Annotated in this window: 17 protein-coding genes; 11 read left to right on the forward strand and 6 right to left on the reverse strand. The window is 64.1% G+C overall.

Features of this window, described 5'->3' with window-relative positions:
- Nucleotides 1-53 precede the first annotated feature (53 nt).
- Nucleotides 54-1,817, reverse strand: a complete 1,764-nt coding sequence (locus BCY88_RS18620) for an acetolactate synthase 3 catalytic subunit (protein WP_120345689.1) — start codon at nt 1,815-1,817, stop codon at nt 54-56.
- Between the two features lie 362 nt (nt 1,818-2,179).
- Between BCY88_RS18620 and BCY88_RS18625 the strand changes: the two genes are divergently transcribed.
- From BCY88_RS18625 to BCY88_RS18675, 11 genes are all read left to right on the forward strand, one after another.
- Nucleotides 2,180-2,743: an RNA polymerase sigma factor gene (locus BCY88_RS18625; RefSeq protein ID WP_063495282.1), complete on the forward strand. Its 564-nt coding sequence runs from the start codon at nt 2,180-2,182 to the stop codon at nt 2,741-2,743.
- A complete protein-coding gene (locus BCY88_RS18630; protein WP_120345690.1) occupies nt 2,740-3,168 on the forward strand; it encodes a DUF3619 family protein in 429 nt (142 codons plus the stop codon). Before BCY88_RS18625 ends, BCY88_RS18630 begins: the two co-directional genes overlap by 4 nt.
- A gap of 16 nt (nt 3,169-3,184) precedes the next feature.
- A complete protein-coding gene (locus BCY88_RS18635; protein ID WP_120345691.1) occupies nt 3,185-3,943 on the forward strand; it encodes a DUF3106 domain-containing protein in 759 nt (252 codons plus the stop codon).
- A gap of 14 nt (nt 3,944-3,957) precedes the next feature.
- Nucleotides 3,958-4,479, forward strand: coding sequence for an RDD family protein (locus BCY88_RS18640; protein ID WP_120345692.1), 522 nt, complete (start codon nt 3,958-3,960; stop codon nt 4,477-4,479).
- A 205-nt stretch (nt 4,480-4,684) separates the two neighbouring features.
- Nucleotides 4,685-5,626 carry a UDP-2,3-diacylglucosamine diphosphatase gene (locus BCY88_RS18645; protein ID WP_120345693.1) on the forward strand — a complete coding sequence of 314 codons (942 nt, stop codon included), beginning with the start codon at nt 4,685-4,687 and terminating at the stop codon, nt 5,624-5,626.
- Nucleotides 5,627-5,656: 30 nt separating this feature from the next.
- Nucleotides 5,657-6,688: a glycosyltransferase family 4 protein gene (locus tag BCY88_RS18650; protein WP_120345694.1), complete on the forward strand. Its 1,032-nt coding sequence runs from the start codon at nt 5,657-5,659 to the stop codon at nt 6,686-6,688.
- Nucleotides 6,689-6,708: 20 nt separating this feature from the next.
- Nucleotides 6,709-7,359 carry a diacylglycerol kinase gene (locus BCY88_RS18655; RefSeq protein ID WP_120345742.1) on the forward strand — a complete coding sequence of 217 codons (651 nt, stop codon included), beginning with the start codon at nt 6,709-6,711 and terminating at the stop codon, nt 7,357-7,359.
- Between the two features lie 225 nt (nt 7,360-7,584).
- A complete protein-coding gene (locus BCY88_RS18660) occupies nt 7,585-8,310 on the forward strand; it encodes a TetR/AcrR family transcriptional regulator (protein WP_120345695.1) in 726 nt (241 codons plus the stop codon).
- A 2-nt stretch (nt 8,311-8,312) separates the two neighbouring features.
- Complete coding sequence (locus tag BCY88_RS18665; RefSeq protein ID WP_120345696.1) at nt 8,313-8,897, forward strand: LOG family protein; 585 nt, start codon at nt 8,313-8,315, stop codon at nt 8,895-8,897.
- Between the two features lie 86 nt (nt 8,898-8,983).
- Entirely contained in the window at nt 8,984-9,730 is a 747-nt protein-coding gene (locus BCY88_RS18670; RefSeq protein ID WP_120345697.1) for an SDR family oxidoreductase, read from the forward strand.
- 262 nt (nt 9,731-9,992) lie between these two features.
- Complete coding sequence (locus tag BCY88_RS18675; protein ID WP_120345698.1) at nt 9,993-11,978, forward strand: ArnT family glycosyltransferase; 1,986 nt, start codon at nt 9,993-9,995, stop codon at nt 11,976-11,978.
- A gap of 50 nt (nt 11,979-12,028) precedes the next feature.
- Here BCY88_RS18675 and BCY88_RS18680 read toward each other — a convergent pair whose 3' ends face one another.
- From BCY88_RS18680 to sugE, 5 genes are all read right to left on the reverse strand, one after another.
- Nucleotides 12,029-12,634 (reverse strand): DUF924 family protein, encoded by a 606-nt coding sequence (locus BCY88_RS18680; protein WP_120345699.1) that lies wholly within the window; start codon nt 12,632-12,634, stop codon nt 12,029-12,031.
- Nucleotides 12,627-13,040, reverse strand: a complete 414-nt coding sequence (locus BCY88_RS18685; RefSeq protein ID WP_120345700.1) for a group II truncated hemoglobin — start codon at nt 13,038-13,040, stop codon at nt 12,627-12,629. Before BCY88_RS18685 ends, BCY88_RS18680 begins: the two co-directional genes overlap by 8 nt.
- A gap of 31 nt (nt 13,041-13,071) precedes the next feature.
- Nucleotides 13,072-15,654, reverse strand: a complete 2,583-nt coding sequence (locus BCY88_RS18690; protein ID WP_404935703.1) for an ABC transporter permease — start codon at nt 15,652-15,654, stop codon at nt 13,072-13,074.
- Nucleotides 15,651-16,262, reverse strand: coding sequence for a DUF4126 domain-containing protein (locus BCY88_RS18695; protein WP_120345701.1), 612 nt, complete (start codon nt 16,260-16,262; stop codon nt 15,651-15,653). The genes BCY88_RS18690 and BCY88_RS18695 overlap by 4 nt, the downstream gene beginning before the upstream one ends.
- 281 nt (nt 16,263-16,543) lie before the next feature.
- Nucleotides 16,544-16,864, reverse strand: a complete 321-nt coding sequence (sugE, locus tag BCY88_RS18700) for a quaternary ammonium compound efflux SMR transporter SugE (protein ID WP_120345702.1) — start codon at nt 16,862-16,864, stop codon at nt 16,544-16,546.
- Between the last annotated feature and the right edge of the window lie 24 nt (nt 16,865-16,888).

The raw sequence follows: 16,888 nt of genomic DNA on the forward strand, positions 1-16,888 counted from the left end.
TGTGAAGGCGTGCATGACGAAGCCAACGCTGCGTTTATCTCAACGCGCCGTCGTTATAGATCTTCCGATCCCATGAGCATCTCAGTGATGCCCTTGCCGGCCTGAACCATCGGCCAGACGTTTTCGGTCGGATCGGTCTGGAAATCGAGAAACACCGTGCGATCTTTCAGGCGCAGCGCTTCCTTCAACGCCGGCTCCACGTCGGCCGTGCGTTCGATACGCATGCCGACATGGCCGTACGCTTCGGCGAGCTTCACGAAGTCAGGCAGCGCATCCATGTACGAATGCGAATAGCGCTTGCTGTACTCGATCTGCTGCCACTGGCGCACCATGCCCAGATAGCGGTTGTTCAGCGAAATGATCTTCACCGGAGTCTCGTACTGCTTGCAGGTCGAGAGTTCCTGGATACACATCTGGATCGAGCCTTCGCCCGTGATGCAGAGCACGTCGTCGTCCGGGTGCGCCATCTTCACGCCCATCGCCGCCGGCAGGCCGAAGCCCATCGTGCCGAGGCCACCGGAATTGATCCAGCGGCGCGGCTTGTTGAAGCGATAGAACTGCGCCGCCCACATCTGGTGCTGGCCGACGTCGGAACACACGAAGGCATTGCCGTCGGTCAGCTCCCACGCCTTTTCCACCACGTACTGCGGCTTGATAATGTCGCTCTTGCGGTCGAACTTCAGGCAGTCTTTGGCGCGCCAGGCTTCGATGTCCTTCCACCAGTCGGCGAGCGCCGCGGTGTCGGGGCCATGCTCGGCCGTTTGCAGCTGCTCGATCAGCTCCTTCAGCACTTCCTTCACGTCGCCGACGATCGGAATATCGACCTTGACGCGCTTGGAGATGGAAGAAGGATCGATGTCGATATGGATGATCTTGCGCGGGCGCGAAGCGAAGTGCGCCGGGTCGCCGATCACACGGTCGTCGAAGCGTGCGCCGATCGCGATCAGCACGTCGCAGTGCTGCATCGCCATGTTGGCTTCGTACGTGCCGTGCATGCCGAGCATGCCGAGGAATTTCTTGTCGCTCGCGCGGTAGCCGCCCAGACCCATCAACGTATTGGTAATGGGATAGCCGAGCAGATCGGCGAACTGGTTCAGCTCACGCGACGCATCCGCGAGGATGATGCCGCCACCGGTGTAAATGTACGGACGCTTGGCCGACAGCAGCAAGGCAACCGCCTTGCGGATCTGGCCGGAGTGTCCTTTCGTGACCGGGTTGTACGAGCGCAGCGAAACGGTCTTGAGCGGTTCGTACTGGCACGGCGTCTTCGACACGTCTTTCGGAATGTCGATCAGCACCGGGCCGGGCCGGCCGGTACGGGCAATATAGAAAGCTTTCTTGACGGTAGCGGCGAGGTCGCGCACGTCCTTCACGAGGAAGTTGTGCTTCACGCAGGGACGCGTGATGCCGACCGTATCGCACTCCTGGAACGCATCCTGACCGATTGCGGCAGTCGGCACCTGGCCGCTGATCACCACCAGCGGAATCGAGTCCATGTAGGCGGTGGCGATGCCGGTCACCGCATTGGTGACGCCGGGACCGGAGGTCACGAGGCACACACCCACTTTGCCGGTGGAACGCGCATAGGCGTCAGCGGCGTGGACTGCGGCTTGTTCGTGGCGCACGAGGACGTGCTGGAATTTGTCCTGCTTGTACAGCTCGTCGTAAATGTAGAGTACCGAGCCGCCGGGATAGCCCCAGACAAACTCGACGTCTTCGTCGGCCAGTGCCTTCATGAGCACGGTGGCGCCGATAGAGTCAGCTTCGGGATGGGGGGTCGTATCCGACGTGGAGAATTCCGCGCTGGGCATATTCATTTATTCACCTTTCGAATTTTCGGCAAAAAATTGATCGGGTGCTCTCTGCCGGGCTTGTGGCTCGGGTTCAAGCGGCGCGTCCAGTTGACAGGTGAGCTTCTTGGGCCACACCTCAATTGAGACAAGTCACTTATGTTGCGAACCAGCGACGATATCTGCAGATGTCCGCGCGGTCAAGCAAATATTGCCCTGGCGGGCACCCCCGAATCTCACTAATGAATAAAAACGACCGAAAACCTGTTATAGAGATGCAAGGTAGGGCGGGTTTCGCCCCAGCGGAGCGAAAGTTTGTTAGCATCCGCGAGTTTTACGACATTTTTCGACCGATTACGCGCACGCACGCTGCGCCGACCCCCAAACGGATGGCATCAGACAAGGAACTCGCCGATTTTCTGGCGGGCGTCGAAAGGCGCGCATTCAAGCAAACGGTCTACGCCGTGCGGGACGACGACGCCTCGCTCGATATCGTGCAGGACGCGATGATCAAGCTCGCCGAAAAATACGGCGACCGTCCTCCCGCCGAACTTCCGCTCCTGTTTCAGCGTATTCTCCAGAATGCGATGCACGACTATTTCCGTCGTGCGAAAGTGCGCAATACTTGGGTTAGTCTGTTTTCTTCGCTCGGCAACGCCGACGACGACGAATTCGACCCCCTCGAAACATTCGAGGCACAGCAAGGCTCGGCGGGCTCCGAGAGCAACGAACAGAAACTCGAACGCGAACAGGTCTTACAGTTAATCGACGACGAGATCCAAAAATTACCGGCACGTCAACGGGAGGCGTTTCTCATGCGTTATTGGGAAGATATGGATGTCGCCGAGACTGCCGCCGCGATGGGCTGCTCCGAGGGTAGCGTGAAAACGCATTGCTCGCGGGCCACGCACACGCTGGCGCAAGCGCTCAAGGCTAAAGGAATCACGCTATGAGCTCCCTAGAAACCAAAGAACTCGAGTTCGCCCGCCAGGTGCGCCGCGCGCTCGACGAAAACGCCGCCAGTATCCCCGCCGCCACCGTCGACCGGCTCGCTGTGGCGCGCCGCGCCGCGCTTGCCCGCAAGAAGCCCGAAGCCGTGAGCGCGCCGGTGTTCGTGCCCGCTTTCGCCGGTGCCGGCATGCCGGCTGGCATGCCGCAAGTCGACATGCCACAGCGCCGCCGTTCGCCGCTGCGCCGCTTTGCGCTTGCGTGGCCGCTCGTCGCGCTGGTCGTCAGCCTCGTGGCTATCGCCTACTGGGAAGACCAGCAACGCACCGCCGAACTCGCCGATATCGATGCAGCCATGCTAAGCGACGACTTGCCGCTCAATGCCTATCTCGACCACGGTTTCAACGCGTACCTATCACGCGCCCACTGAGCGGGAGATTCTTCGGGTGAGTTACAAGCGCGGCTTGGCCGTTGTTTTCGGATGCGCGATCGCGGCCCTGGTGTCGTTTGCCGCGACGTATCCGCGCTTTTATCCGAGCCCGTCGACCGCCAGCGCGCCTGCCGCAGGCGGCAACGCGCCCGCCAAGGCCCCCGCGCCCACCCTCGCTGTCGAACTGCCGGGCCTGCCCGGCAGCAAGAGTCCGATGGCATGGTCCCGCCTGAGCGCGGCCGACCACGTCGCACTCGCGCCGTTCGCCAGCCAATGGGACTCCTTTAGCGAAGAGCGCAAGCGCAAATGGGTCAAGATCGCATCACGTTACCCGAAGTTGTCGCCTGAAGACCAAAAACGCCTGCATGACCGAATGACTGAATGGGTGCGCATGACACCCGATCAGCGGCGTGTTGCACGCGAAAACTACCAGGTGTCGAAGGAATTGCCGCGCGAAACCCGCCAGAACGCCTGGAAGGCTTATCAGCAATTGCCGGAAGAGCAGAAGGAGCGGCTCGCGGCGAGCGAGCGTAAGCGCCGGCCGAGCGTGGTGAGCGCACCGCCCTCCGGCAAGACCGAGATCAAGGGTCTGGATCGCCTCGTCAACGCCCGGGAGCACGAGGCGAGCGGCGCCGCAGCGGCGAGTGCCGCGGCTGCCGCCGCGCTGCCGAGCCCCGCCACCACGCCGGCGATTCCGGCAGCGGGCAGTTTCGTGCCCGCCATTCCGGTGCCGGTTTCGCCGTCCGAGGCGCCGTCGATCTTCAACGGCTCCTGAACGGAGCCCCGACCGTGTCCCAACCGCTCGCCACCTCGACACTGCCCGCCGATTCATCCTGCATTGCCCCCACGGTGCGCCGGCGCCTCGCCACGCTGCTCTACGAAGCCGTGATCCTGTTCGGCGTCGTCTTCATTGCGGCCTATCTGTTCAGCACGTTGACGCAGCAGCGCAACGGCCTCACCCATCACAACCTGCTCGCGGCATGGATCGGCCTCGTGGTCGGTCTGTATTTCGTCTGGTTCTGGACCCACAGCGGCCAGACACTGCCGATGAAAACATGGCATCTGCGCGTTGTCGCGGCCAACGGCGCGCCGCTGTCCACGGGACGCGCGGTCGTTCGTTACGTGCTGGCGTGGCTGTGGTTTTTGCCGCCGCTCGCACTGCATCCGCTGCTGGGTCTCTCCGTGCCGCAGACGCTGGTGATCGCCGCGATCTGGTTCGTGCTGTGGGCCGCCACCGGCCGCTTCGATCCGCAGCGCCAATTCCTGCACGACCGCCTCGCCGGTACGCGGATCGTTAGCGTCGCACGCTGAGCAAGCCAGCCCCCGGGCATTCACGCGCCCGCGGTTCGCGTTTGCCTGACAGCGTGTACCGCCTGCCACGACGCTTCTTCCCGCGCCGGCGCTCCCGTTGCGCCGCCCCCTCCTCCCGACACAGTAATAAGAACTTCTCGTGACTGTCACGGCACGGTCACGCGCGACTGGCGCAATACGGGCACCGCAACTCGACGCGTGAGCCATGGACCCCAAAACGTCCGCGACTTCCCTGTTCCGCCAGACCGGCCCGAGCGTCGACCCTGTCGCGTTCCGCCCGGAACCCAACCCTAGTCACGGACGGTCCTTGCCTGTGCCGTCACTGCCACTCGACGCGCAAGCCGGCCATCAGGACGATGAGCACGGCGAACCGCACCGCTATCGCACCATCTGGCTGTCCGATATCCACCTCGGCTCAAGCGGTTGTCAGGCGCCGTATCTGCTCGACTTCCTGCGGCACAACGAGTCGGAATATCTGTACCTGGTGGGCGACATCATCGACGGCTGGCAGCTGAAAAAAGGCTGGTACTGGCCGCAGGCGCACAACGACGTCGTGCAGAAGGTGCTGCGCAAAGCGCGCAAAGGCACCCAGGTCATCTACGTGCCGGGCAATCACGACGAAGCCGCGCGTCAGTTCTGCGACCTCGCGTTCGGCGACATCCACGTGCGTGGCGAAGCGTTCCACACCACGCTCGCCGGCAAGCGCCTGTGGATCGTGCATGGCGATCTGTTCGACGGCGTGATCCAGCACGCCAAGTGGCTCGCCTATCTCGGCGACACGCTCTACACGATGATCCTGATCCTGAACCGCTGGTTCAACCGGATCCGCAGCCGCCTCGGTTTTCCGTACTGGTCGCTGTCGCAGTACCTGAAGCATCAGGTGAAGAACGCGGTCAATTTCATCTCGTCGTTCGAGCGCGTGATGACCGACGAAGCACGCCGCCGCGGTTGCGACGGCGTGGTCTGCGGGCACATTCACAAAGCGGAAATCCGCGAGATCGACGGTGTGCTGTATTGCAACGACGGCGATTGGGTCGAAAGCCTGTCGGCACTCGTCGAGACGTATGAAGGCGAACTCAAGGTGATCTACTGGACTGTGATGCGCGCGCCGGAAGTCAGCGTGCAGAAAGCCCGGGCGACCGCGTAGTCCCTCTCCACTTCTATTGGGCCGAAACCGATGAAGATCATGATCGTCACCGACGCATGGGAACCGCAGGTCAATGGCGTCGTGCGTACGCTGAAAAACACCACCCGCGAGCTCACCGCACTCGGCCACCGCGTCGACTTGCTGACGCCGCTCGAATTCAAGACGATCCCGTGCCCGACCTATCCTGAGATTCGCCTGTCGCTGCTGCCGCGCCGCAAGCTGCGCCAGCGCATTGACGAATTCGCGCCCGACGCGCTGCACATCGCCACCGAAGGCCCGCTCGGCATGGCCGCGCGCGCCTATGCAATCCAGCACAAGCTGCCGTTCACGACCGCCTATCACACGCGCTTTCCCGAGTACGTGCAGGCGCGTTTCGGCATTCCGCTTGGGCTTACCTACAAGTTTCTGCACTGGTTCCACAAGGCGTCGCTGGCGGTGATGGCGCCCACGCCGGTGGTCAAGTCCGACCTCGAAAAGTTCGGCTTCACCAACGTGGTGCTGTGGACTCGCGGCGTCGATCTCGACATCTTCCATCAGATGGACTCGAAGGTGCTCAACACCGCGCGGCCGATCTTTCTGTATGTGGGACGGGTGGCGGTCGAAAAGAACGTCGAGGCGTTTCTCAAGCTCGATCTGCCCGGCTCGAAGTGGGTCGCGGGCGAAGGCCCCGCACTCGCCGAACTGAAGTCGCGCTATCCGCAAGCGAATTACCTGGGCGTCCTGACGCAAGCCGAACTGGCCAAGGTCTATGCCGCCGCCGACGTATTCGTGTTCCCGAGCCGCACCGATACGTTCGGGCTCGTGCTGCTCGAAGCGCTGGCCTGCGGCACGCCGGTCGCGGCGTATCCGGTGACCGGTCCGATCGACGTGCTCGGTGACGGCGGCGCGGGCGCCATGCACGAAGACTTGCGCGAGGCCTGCCTCGAAGCGCTGAAGATCGAACGCAGCCATGCACGCGCGTGGGCCGAACGCTTCTCGTGGGCTGCGGCGTCCGAGCAATTCGCGGCACATCTGAAACCGCTGCCGCGCACGTCGTATAGCGAGGAAAGCGCCGCCGCATGAAGCGACGCGCCGAGCCGCTTATGCCAACCCGACACTCCAACGCAGCGCGCACGTCGAACGGCGCGTTGCGCGCTGTCAAAGCCGGCAGCGACGACGCCAGCATCGAGCCGTTCGAAGACGTGAGCGAGCACGGCGCGCCGAATCATGCTCATCACGCGAACGGTTTGCGCGGCATGAACGGCGCGGGTTCCGAGGGTCCCGAACGGCCCGGGGACATCGATCACGAGCCCCACCACGAACCGCTCAGCCCCGACGACCCGTTCGCGCCGCTCCCCTTCAACCCGTACAAGGGCAATCGCGGCCTGACCCGCGCGTGGCACGCGATGAAAAATTCGCTTGCCGGGTTTCGCGTGGCGATCCGCGAGGAAAGCGCGTTTCGCCAGGAGCTCACGCTCGCCGCGATCCTGATTCCGTGCGGCGTGCTGGTGCCGGTCGATCCCGTGTCGCGCGTGTTGCTGCTCGGTTCTGTACTGCTGGTGCTGATCGTCGAACTGCTGAATTCGAGCGTCGAGGCGGCGATCGACCGGATTTCGCTCGAGCGCCACGAGTTGTCGCGCCGCGCCAAGGATCTTGGCAGCGCGGCGGTGATGGTCGCGCTCGGCATGTGCGTGATGACATGGGGGCTGATCGTCGGCCCGCTCGTCGTGCACTGGATCAGGGCGTGGCTATGAGTGTGACGGCGGCCGCCGCCCTGCGCCGCCTCGCACACCCCATCCGCCGCGCCAAAGAATGAAAACCCTGAGTATCCGCTTGGTATTAGAACGGTCGGTTTATAATCGTCCGACAGCCCCACAGAAAATCGCTGGGGCGCTCAATATACCAACCGCGTCCGGGTGGATCACGCTAGAGCGGCAAGCCGCCACGCGCCCAGCCCGGCGTAACCAGGGCCGGACGACATGGAAGCCAAACCTCCCCGCCGCACCCGCGAACGGATCCTCGAACTGTCGTTGAAACTGTTCAACGAAATCGGCGAGCCGAACGTCACGACGACGACGATCGCCGAGGAAATGGAAATCAGTCCAGGCAACCTGTACTACCACTTCCGCAACAAAGACGACATCATCAACAGCATCTTCAGTCAGTTCGAGCAGGAGATCGAAAAGCGTCTGCGCTTTCCCGACGATCACCGCGCGACCATCGACGAGATGTGGTCGTATCTGCAGTACATGGTCGATTTCACGTGGCGCTATCGTTTCCTGTATCGTGATCTGAACGATCTGCTGGCGCGCAACCGCACGCTCGAAACGCACTTCAAGCAGATCATCAGCCACAAGGTGCGGTTCGCGAGCCAGTTCTGCGAGCAGCTCGTGACGGACGGCGAAATGGTCGCGACGCCCGAAGAACTGAATGTGATCGCCACCAACATCGGCGTGATCGCAACGTACTGGCTGTCGTACCAGTTCGTGATGAACCCGCGTAAATACAACGAGCAGGAAACCATTCGCGCCGAACTGCATCAGGTGAGCGTGCAGATCGTGTCGCTGATGGCGCCTTATCTGCGCGGCCGCTCGCGGCAGATTTTCGACGACCTCGTGTCAGGCAAGCTGCCCAAGCGCGAGTTCTACGACTACCTGCCACCGAAGGAAGGCGCCGCGCCCCGCAACGAACCGAAGGACGTTTGAGCATGAAGTCGGTGTGTGTGTATTGCGGCTCCTCCGACGGAGCCAGACCGTTGTACGCTGAAGCCGCGCGCGCCTTTGGCCGCGCGCTGGTGCAGGCCGATCTCGCGCTCGTCTATGGCGGCGGCAAGGTCGGCCTGATGGGCGTGATCGCCGACACGGTGATGGCCGAAGGCGGCCGCGCAATCGGCGTGATTCCCGAGTTGCTGCTCAACAAGGAAGTCGGCCATAACGGCTTGACCGAGTTGCACGTGGTACCCGATATGCATCATCGCAAGAAGATGATGGCCGATCTGTCCGATGCGTTCGTCGCCATGCCGGGCGGCGCGGGCACGCTCGAAGAACTGTTCGAGGTCTATACGTGGGCGCAACTCGGCTATCACCAGAAGCCGGTGGCACTGCTGAATATCGACGGCTTCTACGATCCGCTGATCGCGCTGCTCAAACACACGGTGGACGAGGGCTTCATGCGGCAGACCTACTTCGACATCCTGCAGAAAGATGCCGACCCGGTCGCGCTGATCGACAAGCTGCAACGCTATCAGCCGCCTACCAGTGACAAATGGGCAATCAAACGCGACGCTGTTTGAGCCAAGCCCGCCTGACGCGCCCTTCACCCCGCTGAATGAACCTTGGCCGCGCACTCCCGCGGCCACCGCCAAACCATGAGGTTGCGATGACGAAAACCGTTCTGATCACCGGTGGCAGCCGCGGCATTGGCCGCGCAACCGCACGTTTGTTGGGCGCGCGCGGCTGGTCGGTGGGCGTGAACTATGCGCAAAACCTCGCGGCGGCGCAGGAAACCGTGGCCGACGTGGAACGCGCCGGTGGCCACGCGTTGGCGATTGCCGGCGACGTCGCCAGCGAAGGCGATGTGATCGCGATGTTCGACGCGGTCCAGCAGAAGTTCGGCCGGCTCGACGCGCTCGTCAACAATGCCGGAATCGTCGCGCCGTCGAGCCAGCTTGCCGACATGGAGTTCGCGCGTCTGAAGCGCATGTTCGACGTCAACGTGCTCGGCGCCTACCTGTGCGCACGCGAAGCCGCGCGCCGCCTGTCGACGACCCGGGGCGGCAACGGGGGCGTGATCGTGAACATCTCGTCGGCGGCCGCGCGTTTGGGCTCGCCGAACGAATACATCGACTATGCCGGCTCGAAAGGCGCCGTCGACACCATGACGCTCGGCCTCGCCAAAGAACTCGGCCCGCAGGGCGTGCGCGTGAACGCGGTGCGCCCCGGCCTGATCGATACCGAAATCCACGCGAGCGGCGGCAAACCCGAGCGCGCCGCCCAGCTCGGCGCGACCACGCCGCTCGGCCGCCCCGGCAGCGCCGACGAAGTCGCCGAGTCGATCGTCTGGTTGCTGAGCGACGCCGCCTCGTACGTGACAGGCGCACTGCTCGACGTCACCGGCGGACGCTAGGCGGGCTGCAGAGCGCCCTGCTCCCTGCCTGCACGGCCAGCGGTTCACGCGGCCGTTTTCCCCTTCCGACTCCCCATTCCCGTCGATTTGGCGAGGAATCGGCGCAATCCGTTCGATTCGCCACGATATTCTTCGCTTATTCTGTAATCGTCCGTAACAAACTGGGTCTACAATCGCAGCATTCGCATGCAGCCGTATGCGATGCACAGCCAGACCACAAGCCCGCGGCCCACGTCGCCGCATAGGGCAATCAGAGATTCTCATGTACGAAAACCCATCCGCGCCTTGGCGCACGGGGGACGTCGCGGTTGCGACACCTGCACTTGCCGGCCCTGCCGACGGTGCGCCGGGCACGCATTCCGGCCCGGCACCGCTCGCCGAATCCGGCGCGGTCTTGCCGGACGGCCATACCGCCGCCGTCGACGCTGCAGCGCCCGCAAGGCCCGCCGCGCCAGGCGCTGCGGCGCCGGTTCCCGCTTCGCGTGGCGCCCGGCGCTTGCGTGCGCTCACGGCTGCCCGTCCGCTCATGTGGCTGGTCGCTCTGGTGATTCTGTGTGCGTGGCTCCTGCCCGGCACCTTGGGTCACGAGCCGTGGAAGCAGGACGAGACCTACACGTTCGGCATCATCCAGCACATGCTCGATACCGGCGATCTGGTCGTGCCGACCAACGCCGGCCAGCCCTTCGTGGAAAAACCGCCGATCTACGACTGGGTCGCCGCCGGCCTCGCGTGGATGTTCGGCCGCTACCTGCCGCCGCATGACGCTGCACGCCTCGCGAGTGCGCTCTTCGCCGGCCTGACCGTCTACTACACGGCACGCGTCGCACGTCGCGCGGTAGCTGCGTCCAGCTGGTTCGATATCCGCGTGATCGGCACGCTGGCATTGTTCGCGAGCACGCTCGTCGTCATCAAGCACGTGCACGACATGATGACCGACGTCGCGCTGATGGCCGGCGCCGCGCTCGGTTTCTGCGGACTGTTCGAACTGGTGCTGGTGCATCTGCGCGACGACGCGCGCCTGCTGCCGGTCGACGAGCGCCGCCGGCGTCACGCAATTCTGAGCGGCGCGGCGATGTTCGGCGCGGGCGTCGGCGTGTCCTTGCTGGCCAAGGGCCTGTTCGTGCCGCTGGTATTCGGTGCGACCGCGGCCGCCGTACTGGTGCTGTATCCCGCCTGCCGTACTCGCAGCTTTGCAGGGGCGCTCGGCGTCGCCGCGCTGGTCTGCGCGCCCTTCGCGCTAATCTGGCCGATCTGCTTCTATCTGCGCTCCGAGGCGCTTTTCAAGGTCTGGCTGTGGGACAACAACATCGGCCGCTTCTTTGGCTTTTCGGTGGCGGAACTCGGCTCTGAAAACGAAAGCCACTGGTTCGTGCTGCGCACCGTGCTGAGCGTCGGCTTTCCGGTCGTGCCGCTCGCGGTGGCCGCGCTCGCCGGCGGCGGATGGCGCCGCCGGCGCGATCCGCGCGTGGCGCTGCCGGTAATTTTCGCAGGTACCGGTTTCGCTGTACTGCAGACGTCGGCAACGGTGCGCGAGCTGTACATTCTGCCGTTCATCGCCCCGCTCGCCCTCGTGGCGATGCAAGGCATCGACAAGCTGCCGCAACGCCTGCACGCAGGCTGGGACATGGCAAGCCGCGTGCTGTTCGGCAGCACGGCTGTGCTCGCATGGATCATCTGGTCGATCATGAGCGACCCGGCCAACACGCATGCGTCGCTGCACTGGCTCGGCCGCTGGTTGCCGCTCGACTGGGTGTTGCCGGTCAAGCCCGCGCTGATCGCAGCCGCACTGCTGATGACGCTAGGCTGGCTGTGGCTGCTGCCGGTTTTCAGGCACACCGGCAAATGGCGCGGCGCGCTGAGCTGGTGCAGCGGCGCGATTCTCGCGTGGGGACTGGTGAGCACGCTGCTGCTGCCCTGGCTCGACTATGCGAAGAGTTACCGCTCCGTGTTCGAGAATCTCGGCGCCAGCATGAATATCGAATGGAACGACGGCGATTGCATGGCCAGCAAGGGGCTCGGCGAATCCGAAGCGCCGATGCTGTACTACTACACCGGGATCGAGCATCAACCGGTCGCCAACACCGCGGCGACCGAGTGCACGTGGCTGATCGACCAGAGCCGCCGCGACAATGCTCGCGCGCCGGCAGGCGATTGGCGGCTGTTCTGGTCGGGTGCGCGCCCGGGCGACACCGACGAACTGCTGCGTGTGTTCGTGCGGACGCCGGCCACACCCACGCAAGGCGAATAACACACCACGGCACACGGCACGGGGCCCGTGTCCGGGTGGTTCCCTCGCAGCTAGAACGACGAGCCGGGTTGTTTCAGGAAGGCGGCTTCTTCATCCGTCGACGGGCGCCCGAGCACCGCATTGCGATGTGGAAAGCGTCCGAAACGCTCGATGATTCTGGCGTGCTGGACCGCCGACGAGTAATACGATGCACCGCCCGGCTCTGACTTCAACCGCGTGAAAAGACGCACCGATTCGTGCTGGCTGGCGAGCGTTTCGTCGTGTTCGAACGGCAAGTATGCGAACGCACGATGATGCGCGGTAGGCAATACGAGATCGGCACCGCTTGCGATCATCTGTTGCGCGACGCGCAGCGCGCGATGGTCCGCCGCGAAAGCGCGCGGTGTATTGCGATGACAATTGCGGGAAAACTGATCCAGCACGATGACCAGCGCCAACGCGCCGAGCGGCGTTTCCGTCCAGCTGTCGAGCGTACCTTCGAGCGCCGCGTCGATTAGTGGCCCGAAGCGTTCCAGCAGCATCGCATCGAAGGTCTGATCGCGGGCAAACCAGAGCTTGCGCGTCTGGCCGAAGGTGGGCGTATCCGGAGCGCCAAACCAGCAGTCGAGAACCGCGCGCACTTCCGCCGCTTCCTGCACGGCCGCCCGTTCAACCATTGCGATTGCGCATCCAGTCTGCCGTCTCGAAGAACGACGCCAGCAAGCGTTCCCGCAACGGCTCGGAGAGCCCGACGTCCTGCATCGCCCACGCCATGCAGCGCAGCCACTGGTCCCGCTCGCTGGACGCGATCGGAAACGGCATGTGCCTCGCCCTCAATCTGGGATGGCCGAAGCGGCTGATGTAATGATCGGGTCCGCCCATCCAGCCGCACAAGAACCAGAAAAACTTGTCGCGCGAACCATCGAGCGATTCCGGATGCAAGGCCCGGATCCCGGCGAATTCCGTTTCGAGATCCATCAGGTCATAAAACCGGTCGACCAGTTCGCGCACGCGCGCTTCGCCGCCTACCAGCTCGAAGGCCGTCGGCTGTGCCGCGGACACTTCGTCGTTAAGATCGCTCATACCCAATCACAAAAAAACCAGAAGAGAAAAATCACGCATCCCGCAGCGATTGCAACGCGGGCCGCGTCAGCACATGCCGCAAGCTGATCCAGCCGCCCACGCCCGCGCAGGCGATCCCGGCTGCGATACCCGCCGGCAACAGCCAGGGATCGAAGCTCAGATAGAACTCGAACACCCGCGTCGCCAGCAACCAGCCGATCACCTGGGCACCGAGCGCCGCCATCAACCCCGCGAGCGCCCCCACCGCCACGAACTCGGCGATCTGCACCGCCCGCACCTGGCGATGCGAGGCGCCCAGCGCGCGCAGCAGCGCGGATTCTCGCATACGCTCATCGCGCGTGCCGGCAAGCGCCGCGTAGAGCACCAGCACGCCGGCCGCGAGCGTGAACGCGAACAGGAACTGCACTGCGCCGATCACCTGCTGCAAGACACGCTGCACCTGCGCGAGAATCGGACCGGTGTCGATTGCAGTGAGGTTCGGATAGGCGGCGATCAAGCCGTCGATGGTCGACTGTTTTTCCGGTGGCAAATGGAAACTGGTGATGAAGGTCGCCGGGAAATCCTGCAAGGCGGCCGGCGGCATCAGCACGAAAAAGTTGACCTTGAACGAGCCCCAGTCGAGCTTGCGCACACTCGTCACCGGCGCATCGATTTGCAGACCCGTCACATCGAAGCGCAGCGTATCGCCAGGCTTTACGTTGATCAGCTTCGCGAGTCCCTGCTCGATCGAAATCTGCGGCGTCTTCGTCTCGCCATACCAGGTGCCGGCGGAAAGACGATTGTCGTCGGGCAGCTCGGTCGTGTACGACAGATTGAATTCCCGATCGACGAGGCGCCTGGCGTCATCGCCCTTGAACGAATCCGGATTGACCGGCTTGCCGTTGATCGCGATCAGCCGGCCGCGCACCATCGGCGAGAGCACGGTGCCGGACACGCCGTGCGTGCCCAGATACTGCGTGACGGCGTCGCGCTGATCGGGCTGGATGTCGATGATGAATTCGTTCGGCGCATCGGGCGGCGTCGATTTGCGCCAGCCGGCCACGAGATCGTTACGCGTCATCGCGATCAGCAGGAGGCACATCAGACCGATGCCGAGCGCGGTGATCTGCAACGCGCTCGCACCGCTGCGCCGCTCCAGCGACGCCAGCGCGTAGCGCCAGCCGATACCCGCGTTCACGCGCTCGCTGCGCACCACGCGCGACGCGCCCCACAACGCCAGTCGCGCGATACACGCGAACACCAGCAGTCCACCGGCAAAACCGCCCGCGACAATGCCGCCCAGCTTCAACTCGCCCGCGGCGACGATCAGGAGCGCGCCAAACAACGCGATGCCAAGCGCATAGGCGGCCCACGCGGTGCGCCCCGCTTCGCCCCATTCGCGACGCAGCACGCGCACCGGCGGCACGCGCGTGAGCGGCAATAGCGGCGGCAACGCGAAACCGAGCAGCAGCACAAGACCGGCTGCGATACCTTCGAGAGCAGGCCAGGCGGTGGGGTACGGCAACGTGACGTCGATCAGACTGCCGAGCCACGTCAGCAACGCCATGTGCCCCAGATAACCGAGCACCACGCCCAGCGCGCCGCCGGCCAAACCCAGGCCGATGAACTCAAGCGTGAACAAGGTGCGCAGCGTGGACTGACTGACGCCGAGACAGCGCATCGCCGCGCAGCCGTCCAGATGCCGGCGCATATACCGATGCGCGGCCATCGCGATCGCCACCGCCGCGAGCAACGCGGTGAGCAACGAGACGAGCGTGAGGAAGTGACTCGCGCGATCGAGCGTTTGACGCACCTGCGGCTGGCCGTCCTGCAAGGACTCGAGCGCGACGCCACGCATCTTGCCGCCGTCCACCCTGTCATGCGCGAATTGCGCGAAGCGCGCCACCGCTGCATCCTGGCCCGCCACCAGCAACCTGTATGTGACACGGCTGCCGAAAGTGATGAGGCCGGTTGCCTCTACATCGTCGGCGCGCATCATCAAACGCGGCGAGAAATTGACGAAGGAGAAACCGCGATCGAGTTCGCGCGTAATCATCGCGCCGATCGTGAAGCTGCGCGACCCAACCTTCACGGCGTCACCGACGTGCAGCTTCAATGCATCGAGCAATGCCTGATCGACCCATACCGTACCCGGCGCAGGAATCGAATGAGTGGGATGGTCCACTGCGCCCGGCGCCGACGCGATCCGCAATTCACCGCGCAACGGATAGCCCGGCGACACCGCCTTGACGGCGGCCAGCCGCGAGACCGGCTGCGCGCCGGTGGAGTTGATCATGCTGGGGAAGATCGCCGTGCTGGCGGTATTCAAACCGAGCGCGCTCGCCTGCTGCGCGAACTGCGGATCGACCGGATGATCGGCACGTACGATGAAATCGGCGGCGATCATGCGCCGTGCATCGCGCTCAAGCCCCTGGTGTAGACGGTCAGCCAGAAAGCCGACACTCGACAACGCCGCGACGGCCAGCACCAGCGCCAGCAGCAGCATGGTCAACTCGCCCGCGCGCCAGTCGCGCGCCGTCATGCGGATGGCCTGGCGCAGCAGGTCCGCGCCGCCCAAGCGGCGCGTGGGCACCGAGGCCGCCCGCGCCGTCACACCCCGTACCGTATCGCTCAATCGTGCCGACTCCTGGCAAAGCGCGACACCATATGCGTCGCCATCCCGCGAAAACCGCCCTGCACCCCACGCCACAGACGCGGCAACGCCCAGCCGGCCAGCATCAGGAAGCCCACCATCAATACCAGGAACAGAAGCGGCACGAATAGCGCGAGCAGCATGCCACCGAACACGAGACCGTCTTCAGCCGTCGAGGTCACGACATTCGACACCGGTTCCGGCGACAGATTGATCAGCGCGCGCGTGCCCGCTTTGGCCAGATGCGCGGTACCCGCCAGTGTGCCGCCCGCGAGCGCCGCGACTGTCAGCAGTGCCGGATCGGCATGGCCGAGCGCGCCGGCCGCGAGCACCGCGCCGGCGGGAATGCGGATAAAGGTATGAACCGCGTCCCATAGGGAATCGAACGCGGGAATCTTGTCGGCGAGAAATTCAGTGACCGTCAGCACACCGGCGACGCCAATGACCCACGGCGATGACAGCGCGGACAGCGTATCGGGAAGATGGATGAAGCCAAGACGTGCGAACACGCCGGCCAGCAGGACTGTCAGATAGAGGCGCAGACCGCTGCCCCATGAGAGGCCCGCAGCGAGCGAAAGTGATTCAAGCATGGCCGCCTCCAGGCGCGCTGTGCGTGCCGGGCGCTTCGACGGGCAAAACAAGGGGAGCTGCCACACCGAAGTCGTCAGACCCGCGCCAAGCCGGCCGCGCCAACCAGGCCGCGGACAATTTCAGGTTGGATTCGATCTCATTATAGCCACGTTAATTCGCAGAACGCAGAGTGGCGAACAAATGGTGGCCTCTAATGACAAGCAGTTGGCGTCCGGTTCGAGCGCGCGCGGACACGTGCGGACAGGATAATCCGCCTGAACAGCGTGGTTTCAATGAGGGCTCAATGCCCCGACGACAGCTTCAACCCGATCAGTCCGATCACGATCAGCGCCGCGCTCGCCACCCGCGCGACCGTCAAGGCCTCGCCCATCATGACGATGCCGAAGATGAATGCGCCGACCGCGCCGATCCCCGTCCACACGGCGTAGGCCGTGCCGAGCGGCAACTGGCGCATCGCCATGGCAAGCAGAACGAAACTGCCGAGCGCGGTCACGAGCGTGAATACGGACGGCCACAGCCGGGTAAAGCCTTCGGAGGTTTTAAGACCGGCCGCCCAGGCAACTTCGAGCAAACCGGCAATCAGCAGAAGAATCCAGGACATGAGACAGCTCCATGGTCAGATGGG

The sequence above is a fragment of the Paraburkholderia fungorum genome (assembly GCF_003610895.1).
Lineage (GTDB): Bacteria > Pseudomonadota > Gammaproteobacteria > Burkholderiales > Burkholderiaceae > Paraburkholderia > Paraburkholderia fungorum_B.